The following is a 20,848-nucleotide window of genomic DNA, read 5'->3' as shown; positions in this document are numbered from 1 at the left end:
TCGAGCTCGCCTCTCTGCTCGGACGCAATTGGGCATGCCAGCTCAGCAAGGGAGGTGCCAGCTCTGCAGGAGAGGTTCCAGCTATCGACCGATCGTCAGCGTCGGCGGCGGGGATTTCCGCGCGCGGTCTGCGGCGGCGCGAATGGTGCGTGCGATCCGTTCGGGGTGCTGCAGGTCGTCGTACGTCAGGCGCACCACCTGCGCACCGCCCGAACGGATTCGGTCCTCGCGTCGCTTCTCCTTCCATGCGACGTCGGACGGTGTCTGACCCTCGGGCACGAGTCGGCCGTACTTGATTCGGCCGTCGAACTCGACGACGGTGAAGATGTCGTCGAGGTAGAAGTCGACCCGAGCGAATTCTCCGTCCGCGTCGGCAAGACCTACCTGAAGTCTTGGGGCGTAACCCAACTCGTGCAGCACGATGCGGCAGAGCGATTCGCCGCCACTCTCGGCCCTACCGTCCATGAAATTCGCTACCCGACGCGCTTTCCTGTTGTCGGGATGGGTCGGGCATGCATCGAGCACTGCGAGGACCTGGTCGCGCGTGAGCTTTTTTCTGCGTGCGGCGAGATCTGCAAGGCAGACCGCGTTCTCGAAGGTCAAGGACCGGCCGATGTCCGCGATCGTGCGGGCAAGCGTCGTGACTCGTACACCGTCGACAAGCGTGACTTCGGATGGAGAGTACGCCGCCGCGTGCACGATGCGTAGCTTGCTCTTTCGACTACCGCCGATTCGGTTGCGGGTGAGGTGAACTCGTCGAAGATCGGATGCTTCGACGTCGAGGCCGTGGAACACCGCAGCGCTGACGTGGCTGACGACCGTATCGTCTGCGGTCGCCGATTTGTACACAGCTTCCGCGACGACCCTGTGCTTCTCCGTCGCGGACAGTGTGTCGAATTCGCTTCGGCTGACGAACTTTCCGGGGCGGAGCCGACGCCACGCTTTGGTGCGGCAGTAACGCTGCAGTTCGGCGTCGGAAAATCCGCGGGCAAGGGCGTCGGATCGGGAGACGATGCGAGTCATGAGCGAATAGTGGCGTCGGATTCAGCGTCGAACAAGACCGATTCGAAAAATGTGGACAAAGTATGTGCCTGTGGATAACTCGGCGATCGCGGACCAAGCACCCCCGTTGACGACTTCGCCCCCGGGCTCTGACGCGAGCGCGGGGGCGAAGTCGGTGAAAAAGGTGCCAGGTTACTTCCGTCGACCGGGTGCTTTCGCTCCGGCACGGAAGACGAGTCCACCGGGCTTCGCCGCCGGGGGAGCCGGAGCATCCCCGTTCGACGTCTCGGCAGGTGCTTCCGGCGTCGTCTCGGTTGCCGTCGACTCCGGCGCGTTCGTCTCCTGAGCCGGGGTGGTCGGCTCGGATTCGGTAGGTGCCTCCGCTTCCTGGGTCGGCTGGGTCGGCGCAGCCGGTTCGGCCGGTTCCGCGGCAGGCTCGGCAGACGCCGGGGCTGCTGCAGGCTTACCGGGTGCCTTGGCGCCTGGCTTCTTGTAGCCCGACTTCACGGCGAGACCCTTGGCCTTGACGGTCGGCTTCGACTCCTGAACCGGTGCCGACGTCTCCGACGTCGTTGCCTCGGGTGCAGCTGACTCCGGTGCGCTCGCCTCGGTAGCAGCTGACTCCGGTGCGCTCGCCTCGGTAGGCACATTCGCTGGGGCTTCCGATGTGGCCTCGGCGGGAGCCTGTGGTCCTGCCGCGGGCTCAGGTTCCGCCGCGGGCGCAGGTGCTGCGGCAGGCTTCCCGGGTGCCTTGGCGCCTGGCTTCTTGAAGCCGGACTTCACGGCGAGACCCTTGGGCTTGACCGTCGGCATCGACTCGGACGCAGGCGCTGCCGACGTATCGGTCGACTCGGCCGGAGCGTCTGCGGGCGCATCGGCTGTCTCGGCCGTCGGTGCCGGGGTTGCCTCGGCCGTCGGCGCCGCAGCTGCCGCAGGCTTGCCGGGTGCCTTGGCGCCCGGCTTCTTGAAGCCCGACTTCACGGCGAGACCCTTGGGCTTGACGGTCGGCTTCGTCTCCGTCGCTTCGGCAGGTGCCTCCGACGTCGCGTCGGCCGTCGACTCTGCTGCTGCGGGTTCGGCAGGCTTCGGTGCCGCAGACTTCGCGCCCGGTGCCTTGCCCTTGACCTGAAGACCCTTACCGCCGGGAGCCTTCGCGCCGCCGGCAAGACCGAGACCCTTGGGCTTCGATGCGTCGGCCGCCGTGTCACCGTCGGCGTTCTCGGACTTCGCTCCTGGCGCCTTCGCCCCGGGCGCCTTGGCTCCCGGTGCCTTCGCGAGGCCCTTCATCTTCAGGCCGCCTGCCGCCTTGGCGGGCTGTGCCTTCTCGGTAGCTTCCTCGGGATCGACACCCTCGGCAGCGACCTCGACCTCCTCGACGCGGCCCTTCTCCTCGACCTCCGCGATCTTCTCGGACTCGAGCTTCTCTTCCGGGGTGAGCTCGCGGGGAACGACCTTGATGTTCTCGCTGAGGACCGACGAGTCGACGCGGGTGATCGACTCGAGCATCAGCTGCGCGACGTCGACGACCTCGACGCCTTCGTGTGCGCCGCCTTCCTGACGTGCCGTGACACCGTCGGTGAGCATGACGCGGCAGAACGGGCAACCCGTGGCGATCTTCTTGGGGTTGGTCTCGAGCGCTTCGTCGACCCGGTCGATGTTGATGCGCTTGCCGATGTTCTCTTCCATCCACATGCGGGCACCACCGGCACCACAGCACATGGACCGCTCACCGTGACGCGGCATCTCTTTCAGGTTGGAGCCGGACGCGGCCATCAGCTCGCGGGGAGCGTCGTACACCTTGTTGTGACGGCCCAGGTAGCACGGGTCGTGATAGGTGATGTCCTGGCTGACCGAGGCGACCGGGATGAGCTTCTTCTGCCGCACGAGACGGTTGAGCAGCTGCGTGTGGTGAACCACCTCGTAGTCGCCGCCGACCTGCGGGTACTCGTTGCCGAGCGCGTTGAAGCAGTGTGCACAGGTGACGACGATCTTCCGCTTCTCCCGGGAGACGCCGTCGAACACGGTGTTGAGCGTTTCGATGTTCTGCATCGCGAGCTGCTGGAACAGGAACTCGTTGCCGGCGCGGCGGGCCGAGTCACCGGTGCAGGTCTCGTCGGCGCCGAGCACCATGAACTTCACGCCCGCGGTCGCGAGCAGTTCGGCGACGGCCTTCGTGGTCTTCTTCGCGCGGTCCTCGTAGGCGCCGGCGCAGCCGACCCAGAAGAGGTACTCGTAATCCTGGAACGAGTCGGCGTCCTGTCCGAAGACCGGGATGTCGAAGTCCATCTCGTTGATCCAGTTGAGACGGTCCTTCGAGTTCTGGCCCCAGGGGTTGCCCTTGTTCTCGAGGTTCTTGAACAGGCCCGCCAACTCGGTCGGGAACTCCGACTCGATGAGGACCTGGTAACGACGCATGTCGATGATGTGGTCGACGTGCTCGATGTCCACCGGGCACTGCTCGACGCAGGCGCCACACGTGGTGCAGCTCCACAGAACCTCGGGATCGATGATGCCGCCCTCGACTGCGTCGGCGACGAGCTTGCGATCGGCTTCGTCGCGCGCAGCCTGCGGGATCCGGTCGAGCTTCGTCTGATCCGGGTTGCCGTCGGCGTCGACGAGACCCACCTCGTCACCGCCGAGATCCTTCTTGCCGCCGGCGAGGAGGTACGGCGCCTTGGCGTGGCTGTGGTCGCGCAGCGACATGATGAGCAGCTTCGGAGACAGCGGCTTGCCGGTGTTCCACGCGGGGCACTGCGACTGGCAGCGGCCACACTCGGTGCAGGTGGTGAAGTCGAGCCAGCCCTTCCAGCTGAAGTCCTCGATCTTGCCCGCGCCGAACGCGTCGACGTCGGGGTCGGCTTCCTCCATCTCGAGGACCTTGCCGCCGGACATCATCGGCTTGGCCGGGCCGAGAGCCACGGTGCCGTCGTCCATGCGCTTGAAGTAGATGTTGGGGAATGCTGTGAAGCGGTGCCACGCGACACCCCAGTTGATGCGGGTGCCGACGATGTAGAGCCAGATCATGCCGGACATCAGCTTGACGAACGCGAAGACCGCAACCATGTTGGGGCTCGCGGGCAGCAGCTTCGCGAGGTTCATCGTGAAGAAATCGGTCCACGCATTGGCGTGACCGTAGGTGGCGATCTTGCCGGCCTTCACGAAGATCATGCCGAGACCCTCGATGAGGACGACGGCTTCGACGAAGTAGGCGGCCTGGAAGCGCGACCCGGCGAAGCGCGACTGACGCTCGGGCTTACGGGGGTGGTTCAGCTGACGAATGATGATCAGCGTCGTGATACCGATGACCGTTCCGAGGCCGAGGATCTCGTCCAGGAGGTGGTAGACCGCCGTGTTGCCCACGAGTGGCCAGTGGAACTCGGGGTTGAACGTCTGGCCGTAGGCCTCGAACCACACGACCGCGCCCAGCATGAAGCCGATCATGACGAGCCAGTGCGCCCAACCGACGGTCCGGAACTTGACCATCTTGGTGTGAGCCAGGAACTCGACGACCATCTGCTTGAAGCGAGGGACGATCGGACGCCAACGGTCCGGAGCAGGTTGGCCGAGTCGGACGATGTTGAACATCCGCAGTGCGCCGCGAATGAACGCGTACCAACACACGAGACTCAACAGCGCACCGACCGTGCCCAACGTGATCGTCAGGGCGTTCATGTAAGCGGCCTTTCGTTCATCGGCAGCAAGGAGAGCCACCTCGGGTCAGCCCCATCAGCCTAAGCGTAGCCAAGTTACCCACCAGTAACAACTTCGGTGTACTGACGAGTAACTTCGCACCGCCCGGCGAGGGCGGTGCAGGTAGTTCTGCGGATCGACCTTCGTCGCGGTGGGCTGAACCGGTCAGTAGGTAGCGTCCGACGGCTCACGTTATTCCCAGGCCCCGACAGGGTGAATCGGAAGGCAGACCTAAGTTGCGTTCATTGCGTTCACCGCGAGGTCTCGAACGGGTCACGTTTGCCCCTGAAATTGAGGGCATCGAAACTGTGCGCTGGCATTTTCCTGTGCTTTGCAGGGCCTTTGCAAAGAAACGGACTCGGGAAGGTGGCAAGACGATAACGCGCGGTCCGACTTGTACGTTATGCTGCTGCAGCACCGACATATTCGCGGATTCAAGTCAGGGGTGTTTCTGCGTCGACGGGCCCCCTCATGATCAGTACAGCCAGGCTCCTGCATAGAAACGGAACAATCTCGACATGAAACTCAGCAAACTGGTCGTTACGGCGGCATTCGTTGCCTCCGCGATGGGACTCGCCAGCGGAACTGCCTATGCAGACCCGGCCGCAGACGCTCCCGCGCAGTCGGGCGACGTCAACTACGAGTCGCACCTCGAGGACCGCACGATCGTCACGACGATCGACGCCGGTGTCTTCAAGGTCGCCGACGACGGCAAGACGGTCGACGTTCTCGACCAGGCCGACAAGGTCCTCGTCACCCTGCCGTTGTCCTTCAACCTCGGTGGCCTCAACTTCCCGTACGAGCAGAACGTCGACAACGACGGCAAGACGCTCCGCCTGGTCCCGCAGCTCGACTTCAACAAGGCTTCGCTTCGTTCTAGCGACCTTCCGGCTGTAAATACCGTTGCGTCCCCCGATGAGAACTTGAAGGCTCAGCAGACGTTCTCGTCCCAGCTGGCGCTCGCGACCGCAATCGGTAGTTTGAGCGGATCCATCGTCGGAGCAGGTGTCGGTTGCCTCATCGGCGGAACGCCGCCCGCCCTTACGGTCGTCGGAATTCCCGCCGCTGTTCTTACGTGCATCGGGGGCGCCCTGATCGGCGCGCCAATCGGCGCACTAGCCGGAACAATCACAGCTGGCGGACCGACGCTCGTGATTGCCGGCGTCGACCTGGTGAACACTCTGATTGCTCCCCCCGGGACCACCAAGTTTGCGAACTGATTCGTAGCGCCAAACAAACTCAGGCCCGTCACCTCCGTGGTGACGGGCCTGAGTTGTGTACGGGGCCAGTTCAGTTGAACGTGCCGGGGGAGGAGAGTTTGATCCCTTCGGCGATGATGGTCACGGCGTAGCCGATGAGGTCGAACGCAACTCCAAGCAGTCCAAGCATGTGATTCCGTATCTGTTCGGCGACGAGTTCGTCGGGGATATTCGAGGGGGTCGAGCTCGTAGTGTGCGAAACGAATTATATGGCGCACGAACCGAATTGCCGGTTTCTGCAGTCTGTGTCGACACCCCGGCCGTAGACGCTCACCGATTCGCTAGCCGCGCGGCGAATGGCTAGCAAACAAGCGCGCGTCTGACGAAATGGTGAGCGTCTGCCACGAACCGCACGGAGACCAAAAAATGGGCCACCGCAGCACGTGCTGCGATGGCCCATTCTCGAGCTAAGTGGACTAGTCGAGCCGAAGTGGACTAGTCGACCGGAGCGGTCCGCACCGTCGTACCGGTTTCCGCTGCGATGGCGTTGATCGGAATGCCCAGGCTCGCAGTGCCACCGAAGTGGGCGAGCGTGATGTTGGCTTCGGTGCAGTTCGGCGCGCCACCGCTGTTCGAGCCACTGGTGACACCGAGAGCGAGCGTGCCCGTCACGATCGCGCCACCACTGTCACCGGACAGAGTGCATGCGGTACTGGCGAATCCGCGGACGGTACGGCTGGTGCCGTCGTCCATGAACAGCTGTGTCTCGACGCGGTCGGCTGCGATGACACCGCACGTGAACGACGACGACTGACCCGACTTGCACACCGGCGCTCCCACAACGGGATCGGCGGAGCCGGTGATGGTTACGGTGCTGCCGTTGGCGCCGCGCACGGTCGGGCGGTCGAGTCCGGACTGAACTGCCTTGTCGTTCAACGAGATGACCGACCAGTCGAGCGCATTGCCCGTGCCGAGGCTCGAACGCTGGAACTGCCCGATCTGCGTGCTGTTGTGTACGTCAGCGGGGTTCGGCAAGTACACCGGGGCGCCGCCTGCACCTGTCTCCGCATTCGGATTGCAATGTCCCGCACTCAGATTGACCGGATTGCCGGAACCGTCGACGGCATTGAACCCGAACGAGCAGATGCTGATGTCGGTGGTCGGCACCTCGGAGATGGGGGCAGACGTCGTGATGTAGGTGTCTCCACCCATCGGCGACGGGTCGGCCGGCTGCTGTCCGCCAGGAGACAGATTGACCTTCAGATTGGCCAGCAGAGTCGGGAGGTTGAGTGCGCGTCCGATGTCGCTGTTCGCGATGTCGATGACGACTCGGTTGTCGAGAAAGTCGATCGAGGTTCCGTTGATCTGACTCGAGACCTCACGAGGCAGCGACGCCACCCACTTGTTCAGTTCGCCCAGCGACTGTTCCAGACCGTCCGCCGACACGGGGCGCTGCTCGGTGCCGAATCCGTCTTTCGCGACGGCGCGCGCAGCGTCCTGCGACGTCACGGCGACCACGGCCTCACCGTCCTCGCCGATCCAGGCGCCCGCGAAATCACCGGGACGCGAGGCGCGGAAATCGGATGCGTACGTCGACAATTCCTGCGCGCGTGCAGCGCGGTCCAAATACTCCTGCGGCGAGATCTTCAGATCGCGGATCACCGCGTCGGCGAGTTCCTGCGGAAGCTGATCCGCGGAACCCTGCACGACGGTTCCCTCGGGGGCAGCCGAGGCAGGAATGGAGAAAGCAGCGAAGAACAACAACGCCGATGAACCGATCACTGCGGCGCGCAGTGCCCCCGTGTTACGCATGAAATCCCTTCATCGGGTCTGGTGTCAGCGCCCCACCTTAGGGCATGAGTGTGTGCAGCCGGCACCGTCGCAGGTCAGCGTGCGGGGGAGCTACCCGAACGCAGGAGTATCCGGCGTCTGAATCGATTGACCCGTGTCAGGCGTCGCGGTTGGCACGGTGCTGCCGTCGCCTTCGTCGACTTCTTCCGACTGGTCCTCCTCCGGAACCTCAGGCGTCGACGGCTCCTCCTCGGGACGGTCCGGAGTGGTGGCGTCGGGAGTGGTGGTCGTTGCGTCAGCCGCTGGCCGCGTCGCGACTGGCTCTTCGACGACCGGAGGCGTCGTTTCGGGAGGTGTGGTGACCTCGACCGTCGGGACCTGTACCGCCGGCGCCTCGGGCTCGACGACGATGGGCACGACCGTCGGGAACGGGATCTGCGGCGCAGGTGAGGAGACGGTTGTCGTAGGTGCAGCGACGTCGGCGCTGTCGATCGTCGGAACGACCGTCGCATCCGAGCCGCGCAAGGCCAACGCCGTGACCCCGGCCGCGAGCGTGAGCACGGCAGCGAAGCCGGCTGCAAGAAGGATAGGAGTGCGCGTCGACGTCCGACGCTCTCCGGCCACCGGAATTCTCTCGGTCACCGCGTCGACCGGATACGCACTTGCCATCGCTGCGGCACCGCGCGCGGCGGCGATACCGGAATCCGATCCGGCCCACGTCGACAAGGTACTTTCCGACCACGCTCGCAGTGCTTCGGCTTCCGACACGAGCGCGACGTGCCCGAGGCCGTGACGGTTCATGGATTCCCGCACGGATCCGACGTGCTCGGCAGTCCACGTGGCAGGGTAGGTCGCCGCAGCGGCGAGGGCGTCGACTCCGTTGGTCGTCGGGCCCGAAACGTCGCTCAACAGACACAACATCGTCATCGCAGTGAGGTCCGAGGCGCTGAATCCGCCGCGGTCGTCGGTGTCGGAGATGAAACCGGTGAATTCCGTGGCGTCGGCGTCGTCGGTGCCGCCGAGAGAGGCAGAGCCGTCAGCATGCACGAACAGCACAGTCGGATGCAGTGACGCAACGTGCAGCGACGGGTTGGAACGCAGCGGGTGCGACACCGCGGCGATGGCTCGGTCGTCGTCGATGAACAAGCCGACGTCGGGAAGTGCTTCGCCGGTGGACGAACTGTGCGCGGGCTGCGCGTGCCGGTTGTACATCTCAGCTTTGACCTCGGGTCGGACCATGGCGAACCGTACGGCGCACCTCACTGCCCGGGATGTCGTATTCGGGGGCCCGGGAGTTACACCTCGGCGCCGCTCGACCCGTATCCCATGGCACGCAGCATCGACAACAGTTCCGAGCGCGAGCCCGCGCCGAGCCGTCGGCGAATGCGTGCAACGTGATGTTCGACGGTCTTCGCGGAAATATAAAGCCTGCTACCGGCCTCGCGGTAGGTGACACCGAGGACGAGGAGTTCGGCGACCTCCGCCTCGCGTGCGCTGAGAGACCCCTTGGGTTCCACCGTCGTTGCGGTGGGCGCCGCGACGGGTTGGCGTAGCGATCGGGCGATCTGCAGGAGTGCCGTCGCGACCCGCGTGTCCTCGACGCGCAGTGCAGCTTCGCTGGCGAGACGCGCCCCGTCCCATGACAATCCGACGCCCGCCAACGAGCGCGCCGAGGATTCGACGTCCGCGACGTCGGGGTGCCCCTGAAGTACGGCAAGCCACGCACGGCCAGCACCTGCGAGCGCCGCGCTGTAGCGGTTCGAGTCGGCTGCAGCCGCAAGTGCTTTGGCGTGCGGGACGAGCTCGGGTGGATTCTCCGCAAGGATCGCCGCCTGAACGCCGTACCAATGCAGCGCCGACGACCATGCGGGCGGCTCGTCCAGCATCTCGACGATGAGCTGCGCCTGCGCGACGAGATGCGACACTGCCTCCGGCTTGCCCAGTCGTACTGCCGCAAGCCGCAATTCGCCGACCGGGAGTAGTGACAGCAGATCCGCCGAGTAGGCGACGACGACGTCTTGCGCGTCGTCCCACGCCCGCAGGAGCGCACCCGCGTCGCCCGAGCGTCGCGCGAGGCCGACGCGGAGTGCGTGCGCGAAGAACAGACTGCGCGTGTGCGACGCGGGGATCCTTAGTGCGTCGAGCCCGGCGGTCGCCGACTGGGTGTCCCCGGCGAGCATCGCAGTCCAGATGCGCAGCAACGTAACTCGGGTGGCAGCGGGGTGGCGAGGGGGCAGCTGGTCCGCGGCGCGCGCGGCGATCGACTCCGCCCTCGCCAGGTCACCCGAATGCAGTGCGAACAGTACCGACGTCGACGCGGCGTTCTCGGGCGCGACGCGGCGAGTGCTGGTTCCGGACAACGACACCGATCGCATCAACGTGTTCGTCGCGGCGACGACGTCGGCGGTCGACCGGGCTGCGACGCTCTGCTCGAGGCCCGTCGCCAACAGGGCCACGGCGGCGGTCGCCGACGTCGGTGGCGTGGACGGCTTGTCTGCGTCCGAGGCGGGGGGAACGCCGCCGACGAGCGACACCGTCCGCGCGAGATCGGCGTCGGCGCCGAGTCGTTCGGGTCCGAGCCACTCGAACAGCTGAACGCTTCGTGCTGTCATCCCGCGCTCGGCGGCGACGGTGGCGGACACCCTGACCGCTCTGCGTAGGTCGTCGACATCGACCGACGTGCTGTTCTCGAGCACGGTGTCGCACAGCTGCTCGGCCGCATCGAAGTCGCCGAGCGCAGCCGACGCCTCGGCTCGGCGCGCGGCCACCGGCAGCGGATCAGCCCCGGCGTCGACGGCGCCCGCATAGAGGAGCGTGGCGTCGTCCGGCTCGGCGACGTCCGCGGCAGCGCACAGAAAGCGGGCCAATGAGGGGTGCTGTATCCCGTTGCGCGACAACGTCAGTGCGGTGGAAGCGTCGAGAGTCTCGGTCTTCAGTCGGAACTCGAGCAGGGTCGTGAGCACGGCCGAGAGTCGTCGAGCTCCGAGGACTTCACGCAACGCCCGGTCGACACCCGGCAGTGGAGCTGCGGCCAGCGCGCCCGACGCGAGCGCCTGCTCGAGAACGGACGCGGCGTCGGAGCCGTCGGACAGTTCGGTCAACACCTCGACGTCGTGACCGATGCCGAAGTGCGCAAGGGCGACGACGTCCTGCTCGGAGCTGCCGAGGTCACGAAGCCGTCGAACCTGATGCTCGTACACGGCGTCCGCGACGACTCGGGTGACGGACTCGTCCGAATCAGCTTGTCGCGCAGCATCGATCGCGATGTCCACCGTCATCGGGCACCCGCCGGTCACCGTCAGGACGGCACTGGCCAGTGCGCCCGAGATGGGGCGGCCTCGTTCCGCTGCCCGTGCGGCGATCGCCGGCTTCGTCAGGGACATCAGTTGCCGAGCAGAGGTCCGGTAACTCCGCCGACGACGTTGCCGAGACCGTCGACGACGCCACCGGTCAGGCCTCCGACGCCGGTGCCGAGATCGCTGACGGCTCCGCCGACGCCGGTACCCACGTCACCGAGCGTCGGACCGTTGTAGGTCGGCGGGGTGTAGGTGGGTGCTGTGTACGTCGGTGCCTGCGGGCTCGGAACGGACACGCTCGGGACGGAGACGTCGGGAACGGCGACGTTCGGCGCGGGCGCACCCGGTGTTCCGGTTGCTGCGGGAGCTGCCGGATCGGCGACGACGGTGCCGTCGGGCGCGATCACGGTGCCCGGCGCCGGGATGAGCGTTCCATCGGCTGCGACGGTCGGTGCGGGCAGGCCGTTCGACGTCGTGGCCGTCCCGTTCGAGTCGGCGACGGTCGCTGCGGTGGTTCCGGGCGCGGTCTTCTCCGAGGGGGTCGTGGTGCTGACGACCGCTGCATCGGCAGGCGCGTCGTTCGAGGTGAGCGCGGTACCGAGGGAGAGTCCGCCGCCGGCCAGAACGGCAAGTGCCGCAACCGAAGCGACGACGATACCCGCGCGCTTGCGGCCCGACATGCGGCCCTCGTCGGCAGCTGCCGTCGACATCACCGGCGCGGGACGAGGCGCGGGCCGGGTGACTGCGACGGCTGCCGCCGTGGGTGCCTCGGCGACGCTCGCGGCGGCGATCTCCGCGCCGAACAGTGCGGCTCCGATGGCCGGGATGCGGTCCGGGTGCGGACCGGTGACGACCGGTACTCGCAGCTCCGAGGAGATCAGTTCGGCGACGAGTGGAAAGCTCGAGCTGCCACCGATCAGGAGAACCTGCGTCACGTCGGAGATGTCGAGACCCGTCGTGTGCAACGTTTCCCGGACCAGTTCGATCGAGTCGAGAATCGGCCGGCGCAGCAGGTCTTCGACCTCGTCGCGAACCAGACGCGTCTCGGCGCTGAATCCGGGCAGGTCGACCGACAGCGTCGTCGCGGTCTCGTAGGACAGCTGCTCCTTGGCCTCGCCGCAGCGGGCGCGCAGTTCGACGAGAGCACCGACGGTATCGGGATCGAACGGATCGAAATCGAAAGAATGGCTGCTCGAGACGGTTTCGAGCACGTACTGCGTGATCAGGTGGTCGAACTGCGCGCCGCCGAAGTCGGTGGAGTGCACGCCGGGGCCGAGGGCGCCCTGTTCGACGCCGGTTCGCATCAACGTCACGTCGAGCGACGACGCGCCGAGGTCGTAGACGACGACGAGTCCGTCGCCCGACGCGCCGCGCATGCTCTCGAGCCACCGCATCGAGGAGACCGAGTCGGTGACGAGGGTCGCGTCGGGAACGCCCGCACGTCCCAGCGCGTCGCGCAGGGTGTCGACGGTGTAGCCGGACCAACGATCGGGATGGGTGAGAACGACGGCCGCGTCGGATTCCGCCCCCGCGCTCACCTCGGCGACGAGAACACGCGCGGCCGTGGCGAACAGATCCTCGGCCTGGTGCGAACGGCCGTCGTCGTCGATGAGCGGAACAGGGTCGCCGACGCGATCTGCGAAGCCGCTCAGCAGGTGCCGCGGGCTACGCTCCCCTGTGTTCGCGAGGCTGGGTGCGGCACCGGGGCGCAGATCGAGCGCGGACTTCTTGGTGACGGTGGGCATGGCCTCGTCGGTCGCGTAGTCGCGGGGCGCGTGCGGGTCGTGGGAATCGCTGCGGACGGCCACCGAGGTGATCGTTCCGATCCTTATGCCGAGCCCTGCGCTCATTTCTGCGTCTCCGACTTCTCGAGGTGCCAGCGCCGAGCGGCGCTGTCGTTGATGTCGAAAGCATGGCATCTTTCGTTACGCTTCACAGCTGCTCACGGATGGTTGGCGGGGAAATCCCCTATAGCTCCGAGATCCCCTAATGCGACACCCCTGGGAGAAGCTTCGTGAATAGGGGGCTGGGGCCCGTTGGCCGAACCCGCTGGGGTCCATAGCTTTGTGATCAACCACGAATCACCGATTCCAGAAGGAGCCAGGACATGGCCACCAACGCAGTACTCGACTTCATCCTCAGCCTGCTGCGCGACGACGAGGCAGCTGCCGCGTACTGCGCCAACCCCGAGGCTGCTCTCGCCGCGGCCGGGCTCGGCGACGTCTGCCACGCGGACATCGTCGCGGTCGCACCGATGGTCGCCGAGTCCGGCCTCTTCGCCGGCGCCGGATCGCAGTTGGCCGCGATCGTCGGCGCAGGCGCGTCGGGTGGCATCGAGGGCGGTCTCGCCGGCGGTGCCGCGATCGGCGGCGGACTGTCGACCGGCCTCGGCCTGACCGCAGGAGCCGTCGTCGGCGGTGGCCTTGCAGGCGGCGGAATCATCGGCGGTGGAATCGGAGGCGGACTCGGCGGTGACATCGACCTCGCGGGCGACATCGCAGCGTCCATCGGTGCAGCTCTCAGCGCGGCACTGGCCGTCGGTGGCCAGATCGGTGCCGAGCTCGGCGCAGCATTCGGCGCCGCACTCGAGGCGATCATCGGCGCGGGCGGATCGATCGACCTCGGTGGCGCAGCGGATCTCGGCGGCGCACTGACCGGCCTCATCGGCGGCGGACTCGACCTCGGTGCCGACGTGACGGCAGGACTGAACGGCGCTCTCGACGCGGCCCTCGGAGCTGTGGGCGGCATCGACCTCGGCGCTCTCGCCGGCGTCGACGGTGCACTGAGCGGCGCCCTCGAATCGGTCTTCGGTGTCGGCGGAACCATCGGTGCCGACCTCGGCGCAGCACTCGGCGACGCCTTCGGTGCCGTGATCGGCCTCGGCGGAATCGATCTCGCCGGTGACCTCGGAACCGCACTGACCGCGGGCCTCGGCCTCGGCGGCGGTGTCGCAGCAGGACTCGGCTCGGCCCTCGACGCCGCGATCAGCGCAGGCGGCGGTCTCGCGGGAGGCCTGGCCGGCGGTCTGGCGGGTGGTCTCGAAAGCGTTCTGGCTCTGCAGGGTGGCCTCGGAACTGCCCTCGGCGGCGCCCTCGGTGCCGTCCTCGACGCAGGCGTCCTGGCCGATCTGGACCTCGGTGGCCTCGTCGGCGCCGACCTCGGTGCCATCGTCGCAGGCACGCTCGGAACCGCGCTGGATCTCGACGCAGGTGTCATCGGTGACCTGACCGGTTCGCTCGGCACGGCGATCGACGGCGCATTGGGCGCAGGTCTCGGTGGCAATCTCGAAAGCATCCTCGGCGGCGCGTTCGGACTGGGCGGCGAAGCGGGAGCAGGCCTCGGCGCAGCTCTCGACGCCGTGCTCGACACGACCGGTGCACTCGACCTCGGTACGGCTCTCGGTGCAGGCGGAGCGCTCGGTGGCGCACTGACAGGTGCACTCGACGCAGCCCTCGGTGCAGCAGGCGACCTGGCGGGTGGCGTCGACCTCGACGTGGCCTCGGGCCTCGGCGGCGCACTCGAGAGCGTCTTCGCGACCGAAGGTGGCCTCGCGTCGACGATCGGGTCCTCGCTCGGCGCAGTGCTCGACGCGGGTGCCCTCGCCGACCTGGACCTCACCGGAGTGACCGGCGCCGACCTCGGCGGCATCGTCTCCGGTGCACTCGGCACCGCACTCGACCTGGACACCAGCGCGATCGGCAGCCTGACCGCGGCTCTCGGCTCCGCACTCGACGCGACTGCAGGCGTCGACGTCGGTGCAGCCACCGACCTCGAAGGCGTGCTCGGCGCAGCATTCGGTGTGGGCGGCGAAGCGGGCGCAGGCCTCGGCGCAGCCCTGGACACCGTCCTGGACACCAGCGGTGCACTCGATCTCGGTACGTCGCTCGACCTCGGTACGGCCCTCGGTGGCGGCGCAGAGCTCGGCGGCGCGCTCACCGGAGCTCTCGACGCGGCCCTCGGTGCGGCCGGCGACCTCACGGGTTCCGGTGATCTGGGACTCGGAACCGTCGGCGGCGTCGCAGGTGGCCTCGCAGGCGGACTGGACGGTGGCCTCGCCGCCGTCGGCAACGCAGGTGCAGGCCTGACCGGCGGACTCGCAGGTCTCGGCGGCGGACTCGCCGGACTGGGCGGCGGACTCACCACCGGCCTCGGTGGCGCTCTCGGCGGAACCGTCGGTGCGGGTGTGGACGCGGCTGCTGGTCTGGGCGGTGGCCTGGCTGGTGCGGTGGATGGAACTGTCGGTGCGGGTGTGGACGCGGCTGCCGGTCTGGGCGGTGGCCTGGCTGGTGCGGTGGATGGAACCGTCGGTGCGGGTGTGGACGCGGCTGCCGGTCTCGGTGGTGGCCTGGCTGGTGCGGTGGATGGAACCGTCGGTGCGGGTGTCGATGCGGCTGCTGGTCTCGGTGGTGGCCTGGCTGGTGCGGTGGATGGCGCTGCCGACCTCGGTGGCTCGGTCGCCGGTGACCTCGGCGGCGGCCTGACCACCGGACTCGGTGCCGGAGTCGACGCAGGTGCGGCAGCAGGCGCAGGCGTCGCCGGCGCAGTCACCGGCGGTGCAGAAGCCGCAGGCTCTGCCGCCGGAAACGTGGCGGGCGACGTCGCAGGCGGACTGGCCGGTGGCGTCGACGCCGGATCCGACGTGGCAGGTCAGATCGCGGGCGGAATCGGCGGCGGTGCCGACGCAGTGGGCGGACTCGCGGGTGGAATCTCCTCCGGCATCGGCGGATTCGCCGACGGCGCCGCGAGCACGTCCGGTTCGCTGTCGGGCTCGTTCGACGGGGCCGCGTCGAGCAGCGCCTGGTCGTCGGTCGACTCCGATGTCTTCGGCAGCGCAAGCTCGGCACTGTCGGGTGACAGCAGCCTGCACGGCGATATCGACAGCACTGCCGCGTCCGTCACCGACGTCGCGGCCGACCACAACACGGACCTGCTGAACCCGTGACACCCTGACATGGTTCGACGAAGAGGCCCCGCATAGTGCGCGCGGGGCCTCTTCGTCGTTAGAGTCTCGTTCAAACACACGTGTATCCGAAAGAAGGCTATGGACGGGCAAGCGAAGCAGCTGGCCGATCTGCTCGATCGCACTGCGGCAGTGGCGCAGACGGTCGGACGGTCCGATCTCGTCTCGCGTATGGAACTCGCACGCGATCGAGTGCTCGACCCCAGAAGACGAATAGTCGTCGTAGGACCCTTGAAACAGGGGAAAAGCCAGTTCGTGAACTCGCTGTTGAATCTGGAGGTCTGCTCGGTCGGTGACGACGAGACGACGGCGATCCCGACGATCGTGCAGAACGCGGAACAGCCGAGCGCGCAACTGGTTCTGGCCGACCCGGGTAACGACCCGGTACGCGTCGACCTCCCGCTCGAGGAACTGCAGACCGTCACGCCCGCGAGTCCACGTGCCGAGGGGCGTGAGGTGCTGCGTCTCGAGGTGAACGTTCCGAGTCCGCTTCTCGCGGACGGACTCGTTCTCGTCGATACGCCCGGCGTCGGAGGCCACGGAAATCCGCATGCCGCAGCAACTCTCGGCTTGATCCCGTCGGCCGACGCGGTACTGGTCGTGTCCGACGCGAGCCGCGAGTTCACCGAACCCGAAACCGCCTTCCTCCGACAGGTTCTCGGCCTGTGCCCGTCCGTCGCCGTGTTGATCACCAAGACCGACCTGTACCCGCACTGGCGTCAGATCGTCGAGGCCAACCGTGGGCATCTGCAGCGTGAGGGGCTCGACGTTCCCATGATCGCGCTGTCGTCGCTGCTGCGTTCACATGCGCTGCGGTTGAACGATGAGGAACTCAACGCCGAATCGGGCTTCCCCGACCTCTACGCGTTCTTACGCGACCAGGTCGTGTCGACGGCCGATGCCACGACGCGTTCCGCTGTGTCGCTCGACGTCCGTTCCGTCACCGAACATCTCACGCTCGCCATGGGCAGTGAGCTTGCGGCACTGCGAGATCCGGAGCGCGCCGCGGCAGCCGTCGCCGGACTGCAGCGGGCCAAGGCCGCCGCCGAGGAACTGCACAAGAAGACGTCGCAGTGGCAACAGACGCTGAGCGACGGTATCGCCGACCTCGCGTCGGACATCGACCACGACCTGCGCGACCGCCTGCGCCGGGTGACGCGCGAAGCAGAGGAGACCGTCGACGAAGGCGATCCCGGATCCGATTGGGTCGAGCTGGGGGAATGGCTCGAGGAGCAGATCGCCGCATCCGTCGGCGACAACTTCGTGTGGGCGCACGAGCGTGCACTGTGGTTGTCCGAGCTCGTCGCGGAACACTTCGCGGCAGCGGGAGCCGTCGCGCTACCCGATCTGGACCTCGGCGACCTCGAGAACGTGCTCGATCCCGTTGCGTCGCTTGCGGATCTGGAGACCGGCAAGACCGGTATCACGCAGAAGGTGCTCGTCGGTATGCGCGGGTCGTACGGCGGCATCCTGATGTTCGGTCTCATCACGACGTTCGTCGGGCTCAGCCTGCTCAACCCGATCTCCATCGGCGCCGGAGTGCTGCTGGGCACGAAGGCGTACAAGGAGGACAAGGAAAATCGGATCAAGAGCAGGCGTGCCGAGGCCAAGATGGCGATCCGCCGATTCACCGACGACGTCAGCTTCCAGGTCGGCAAGGAGTCCAAGGACCGACTGCGGCAGATCCAGCGCGTCCTGCGCGACCACTTCACGTCGATCGCCGAGCAGACTCTTCGATCGCTCAACGATTCGCTGAAGGCCGCCCAGGAGGCCGCGAACGTCGAAACCACCGAACGGACGACGCGCATCGCGCAATTGGATCGGGACATGAAGGTCGTCGCAGAACTGAACGAACGCGCGTCGGCTCTCGTACCGGCAGGTGATTCCGTCCGGTGACCGCTCTCGCCGACGCTCGCACCCTCATCGCCGCGGCACGCAGCGCCTACTCCATCGACACCTATGCGGCCGCAGCACTGACGGAATGTCTCGACCGGCTGGACCAGCCGTTACGCGTCGCGCTGGCGGGGTCGTTGAAGGCGGGCAAGTCGACTCTGCTCAATTCGCTTGTCGGACAGGACATAGCGCCGACCGACGCGACCGAGTGCACCAAGGTCGTGACGTGGTACCGCAGCGGCCCGTCGCCGACCGTGACGGCCTGGTACGACGGTGACCGCTCTGCACACGTGCCCGTTCAGCGTCGCGACGGAAGGCTGACGTTCGACCTCGGTTCCCTGACGGCGTCGCAGGTGGATCGCCTCGACGTCGAATGGCCGGCGCGAACGTTGCACCACACCACCATCATCGACACCCCGGGGACGTCGTCGCTGTCCCGCGACGTGTCGGCGAGGACGCTGTCGATGCTGACACCGGAGAACGCGTCGTCGGGCGCGGACGCGGTGGTGTATCTGCTACGGACGCTGAATGCGACGGACGTGTCGTTCCTTGGCCAGATCGGCGCACACGTCGGCGGCGAGTCCGGCCCGCTCGGTGTCGTGGGCGTCGTGTCCCGTGCCGACGAGGTAGGCGCGGGCCGCATGGACGCGATGATGTCCGCCAAGGAGGTGGCGTCGCGCTTCGCCGCCGAGTTGGAGGCGACCGGGCTGTGTCAGGCCGTCGTTCCGGTGGCAGGCCTGCTCGCGTTGGCGGCAGAGACGTTGCGGCAGAACGAGTTCGCTGCGTTCGAAACGCTCGCCCAGGTGCCCGACGCCGACCTGCAGCTCGCCATGCTGTCCGCCGATCGGTTCTCCCGTCCGGGGCTGCTGCCGGTGGACGCGGATCTGCGTGCGTCCATCGTCGACCGCTTCGGGTTGTTCGGAATTCGCATGGCGATCACGCTGATCAAGCTCGGTGTGCACGATTCACCGACGCTCGCAGCGGAACTCGTCGAGCGTAGTGGGTTGAACGAACTGCGTTCGGTCATCGACGTCCAGTTCGGGCAGCGTGCCGACCAGCTGAAGCTCCACTCGGCTCTCGTTGCGCTTCAACGCATCCTGGAAGCACGGCCGATCCCGCAGTCCGGGGTATTCCGCGCCGAAGCAGGCCGAATGTTGGCCGACGTGCACGGTTTCCAGGAGTTGCGCCTGCTCGGCAGGATGCGCTCGCAGGCGCCAAAGCTTCCGGAAGGCGACCTCGCCGAGTTGCAACGCCTCATCGGCGGCTACGGGATAAGTCCCGCTGCCCGGTTGGGTATGGACGCGGACAGCGGGATACGCGACGGTGCGCTCACCGCAGTGCGAAAGTGGCGCAGGATGTCCGAGCATCCGCTGCTCGATCCCTTCACTGCGCGTGCCTGCGCCGTGGCCGCGCGCAGCGCGGAGGGCATCGTCGCAGGCACGCGCTGATCCGGACGTAGCTCCTACTCGGGTGCGTACAACTGCTCGACCAGGTCGAGCGTCCACAATGCGGTCAACGGTCCGCCGTCGTTGGTGAACTTGTCGGTACGGACGATGCGGCCGTTCGCTACCGCGGGCAGGGACGTCCAGAGTGCGTTGGCGTTCATCGCGCGCAGGTCCTCGTCCGTGGTGATGGCGGCGATGATCGCGTCGGCGTCGCCGGCCGCCGTGATGTTCTCGGGCCCGTACTCCACCTCGGGAGTCGCTGCATCCCATGCACTTCCGAAGCGCGCACCGATGTCCACGAGTGCGATGGACGGAACACGCTCGCGTCCGACGGAGATGCCCCCTTCGTCGGATGTGCTGACGGGCAACACGACGGTGTTCGCGATGGCGTCGGCGTGGGTGGCCTTGATCTCGCCGACCCGTGCGTCGTACTCGGCGATGATCTTCTGCGCGTCGTCCTGCAGGTTCAACGCGTCGCCGACGGCCTGGACGTCCTGCTGCCACGTGACACCGGAACCGGTGGAACCGACGGGCAGAACCGGTGCGACGGTGCTCAGCTGGTCGTAGATCTCCTCGACGACCTCGTCACGACCGATGATCAGGTCGGGGGCGACGCGTGCGATGGACTCGACGTCGACGACATTCCGCGGATACAGCTCCGGAACCCCGTCGGCGAGAAGCGCTTCGGTGGGTGCGGTGAGGGCGCCCGGAATCTCCGGCGGAGCTTCGGTTTCGACCGGCATGCCGACGATCGGAAGATCGAACGCGAGTGCGATGTCGAGGTCGCGGCGCCCGTCGATGACGACGACGGATTCGATCTCGTCGGGAACGTCGATCGTGCCGAACTGCGTCGAGACCGAATGCGTACCCGGTGTCGCCTGTTCCTCGGACGCTTCCGAGGAACTACAGGCAGTGACAAGTAAGAGAACCGACGCCGTGCTGGTCAGAGCCATGAGACGTCGAGTCGGGATCGAATTCATGACTTAAGTAAAGCAACCCTTAGCTGTTGAACGCATCCCGGGCGGCGAAGATCACTTCCGGGCCATACCGATAGCCGCGGCGACCGACGCGATTGCGGCGAAGCCCGCGCCCACCAACGGACCCCACTGCAGCACGCCCGATGCGATGGACCCCGCGTCGGACATGAACGACCAGAACAGGACGCACGCACCGACCGTCGCGAGTCCGACGACGAGGAGAAGAATTCCCGACGCGACCCGCTTGGCGGCGGCCATCGACAGACCGAGCGCCGCGAGCAGAAGCAGTACCAGCGCTACGGCGCCGCTGCCGAGCAGGGTTGCCGTCACCGTGTCCGCGACCTCGGACGACGTGGCGCCGGCCCCGGCGTCCTGCACCGAGACCGCGAGAGCTGCGCGCACGTCGTCGTACTCGAGGGCGACGACGGCTGCGATCCCGACCAACACGACGGCCACCGCGGCCCACGCCCACAGTGCGATTCGCAGCGCGGGCGTCGGCCCGGTCGGTTCGGTGTGTGGACGCAACGGAGCGACGGAGAATTCCGGGCGTGCCGGCGGTCGACGAAACTCGGATTCTCGCTCTTCGTTCACGCTG

The 20,848-nt window shown here is 67.0% G+C and carries 12 protein-coding genes; 4 read left to right on the top strand and 8 right to left on the bottom strand.

From position 1 onward, the window contains the following. Positions 1-81: 81 nt before the first annotated feature. Positions 82-1,023 carry a hypothetical protein gene (locus A3K89_RS11645; RefSeq protein ID WP_068425443.1) on the bottom strand — a complete coding sequence of 314 codons (942 nt, stop codon included), beginning with the start codon at positions 1,021-1,023 and terminating at the stop codon, positions 82-84. Positions 1,024-1,194: 171 nt separating this feature from the next. Further along, positions 1,195-4,674: a (Fe-S)-binding protein gene (locus tag A3K89_RS11640; protein ID WP_068425441.1), complete on the bottom strand. Its 3,480-nt coding sequence runs from the start codon at positions 4,672-4,674 to the stop codon at positions 1,195-1,197. A gap of 536 nt (positions 4,675-5,210) precedes the next feature. Here A3K89_RS11640 and A3K89_RS11635 point away from each other — a divergent pair. Further along, positions 5,211-5,912, top strand: a complete 702-nt coding sequence (locus tag A3K89_RS11635; protein WP_068425438.1) for a hypothetical protein — start codon at positions 5,211-5,213, stop codon at positions 5,910-5,912. Between the two features lie 474 nt (positions 5,913-6,386). Here A3K89_RS11635 and A3K89_RS11630 read toward each other — a convergent pair whose 3' ends face one another. The 4 genes from A3K89_RS11630 to A3K89_RS11615 form a co-directional block, all read right to left on the bottom strand. After that, entirely contained in the window at positions 6,387-7,703 is a 1,317-nt protein-coding gene (locus A3K89_RS11630) for a S1 family peptidase (protein ID WP_174551409.1), read from the bottom strand. A 90-nt stretch (positions 7,704-7,793) separates the two neighbouring features. Further along, positions 7,794-8,921 carry a hypothetical protein gene (locus A3K89_RS11625; protein ID WP_068425436.1) on the bottom strand — a complete coding sequence of 376 codons (1,128 nt, stop codon included), beginning with the start codon at positions 8,919-8,921 and terminating at the stop codon, positions 7,794-7,796. Positions 8,922-8,977: 56 nt separating this feature from the next. Further along, positions 8,978-11,065, bottom strand: coding sequence for a helix-turn-helix transcriptional regulator (locus A3K89_RS11620; RefSeq protein WP_068425434.1), 2,088 nt, complete (start codon positions 11,063-11,065; stop codon positions 8,978-8,980). Next, a complete protein-coding gene (locus A3K89_RS11615; protein WP_068425431.1) occupies positions 11,065-12,828 on the bottom strand; it encodes an Hsp70 family protein in 1,764 nt (587 codons plus the stop codon). The genes A3K89_RS11620 and A3K89_RS11615 overlap by 1 nt, the downstream gene beginning before the upstream one ends. A 257-nt stretch (positions 12,829-13,085) precedes the next feature. On the opposite strand from A3K89_RS11615, the gene A3K89_RS11610 reads away from it, so the two are divergent. The 3 genes from A3K89_RS11610 (at position 13,086) to A3K89_RS11600 (ending at position 19,279) form a co-directional block, all read left to right on the top strand. Then, positions 13,086-15,920, top strand: a complete 2,835-nt coding sequence (locus A3K89_RS11610) for an IniB N-terminal domain-containing protein (protein ID WP_068425428.1) — start codon at positions 13,086-13,088, stop codon at positions 15,918-15,920. 99 nt (positions 15,921-16,019) lie between these two features. Continuing rightward, a complete protein-coding gene (locus A3K89_RS11605; protein ID WP_068425425.1) occupies positions 16,020-17,834 on the top strand; it encodes a dynamin family protein in 1,815 nt (604 codons plus the stop codon). Beyond that, positions 17,831-19,279, top strand: a complete 1,449-nt coding sequence (locus tag A3K89_RS11600) for a dynamin family protein (protein ID WP_068425422.1) — start codon at positions 17,831-17,833, stop codon at positions 19,277-19,279. The genes A3K89_RS11605 and A3K89_RS11600 overlap by 4 nt, the downstream gene beginning before the upstream one ends. A 14-nt stretch (positions 19,280-19,293) precedes the next feature. Here A3K89_RS11600 and A3K89_RS11595 read toward each other — a convergent pair whose 3' ends face one another. After that, complete coding sequence (locus A3K89_RS11595) at positions 19,294-20,256, bottom strand: ABC transporter substrate-binding protein (protein WP_068425420.1); 963 nt, start codon at positions 20,254-20,256, stop codon at positions 19,294-19,296. A gap of 51 nt (positions 20,257-20,307) precedes the next feature. After that, on the bottom strand, positions 20,308-20,844 hold the full coding sequence (locus A3K89_RS11590; protein ID WP_254303494.1) for a hypothetical protein: 537 nt from the start codon (positions 20,842-20,844) through the stop codon (positions 20,308-20,310). Positions 20,845-20,848 lie beyond the last annotated feature (4 nt).

The organism is Rhodococcoides kyotonense, from assembly GCF_001645385.1.
GTDB lineage: Bacteria > Actinomycetota > Actinomycetes > Mycobacteriales > Mycobacteriaceae > Rhodococcoides > Rhodococcoides kyotonensis_B.
This window is presented reverse-complemented; position numbering and strand designations above follow the sequence as displayed.

Coding starts and splice junctions, on each gene's coding strand:
- A3K89_RS11645 (WP_068425443.1), bottom strand. CDS start 1,023: ATGACTCGCATCGTCTCCCGATCCGACGCCCTTGCCCGCGGATTTTCC.
- A3K89_RS11640 (WP_068425441.1), bottom strand. CDS start 4,674: ATGAACGCCCTGACGATCACGTTGGGCACGGTCGGTGCGCTGTTGAGT.
- A3K89_RS11635 (WP_068425438.1), top strand. CDS start 5,211: ATGAAACTCAGCAAACTGGTCGTTACGGCGGCATTCGTTGCCTCCGCG.
- A3K89_RS11630 (WP_174551409.1), bottom strand. CDS start 7,703: ATGCGTAACACGGGGGCACTGCGCGCCGCAGTGATCGGTTCATCGGCG.
- A3K89_RS11625 (WP_068425436.1), bottom strand. CDS start 8,921: ATGGTCCGACCCGAGGTCAAAGCTGAGATGTACAACCGGCACGCGCAG.
- A3K89_RS11620 (WP_068425434.1), bottom strand. CDS start 11,065: ATGTCCCTGACGAAGCCGGCGATCGCCGCACGGGCAGCGGAACGAGGC.
- A3K89_RS11615 (WP_068425431.1), bottom strand. CDS start 12,828: ATGAGCGCAGGGCTCGGCATAAGGATCGGAACGATCACCTCGGTGGCC.
- A3K89_RS11610 (WP_068425428.1), top strand. CDS start 13,086: ATGGCCACCAACGCAGTACTCGACTTCATCCTCAGCCTGCTGCGCGAC.
- A3K89_RS11605 (WP_068425425.1), top strand. CDS start 16,020: ATGGACGGGCAAGCGAAGCAGCTGGCCGATCTGCTCGATCGCACTGCG.
- A3K89_RS11595 (WP_068425420.1), bottom strand. CDS start 20,256: ATGAATTCGATCCCGACTCGACGTCTCATGGCTCTGACCAGCACGGCG.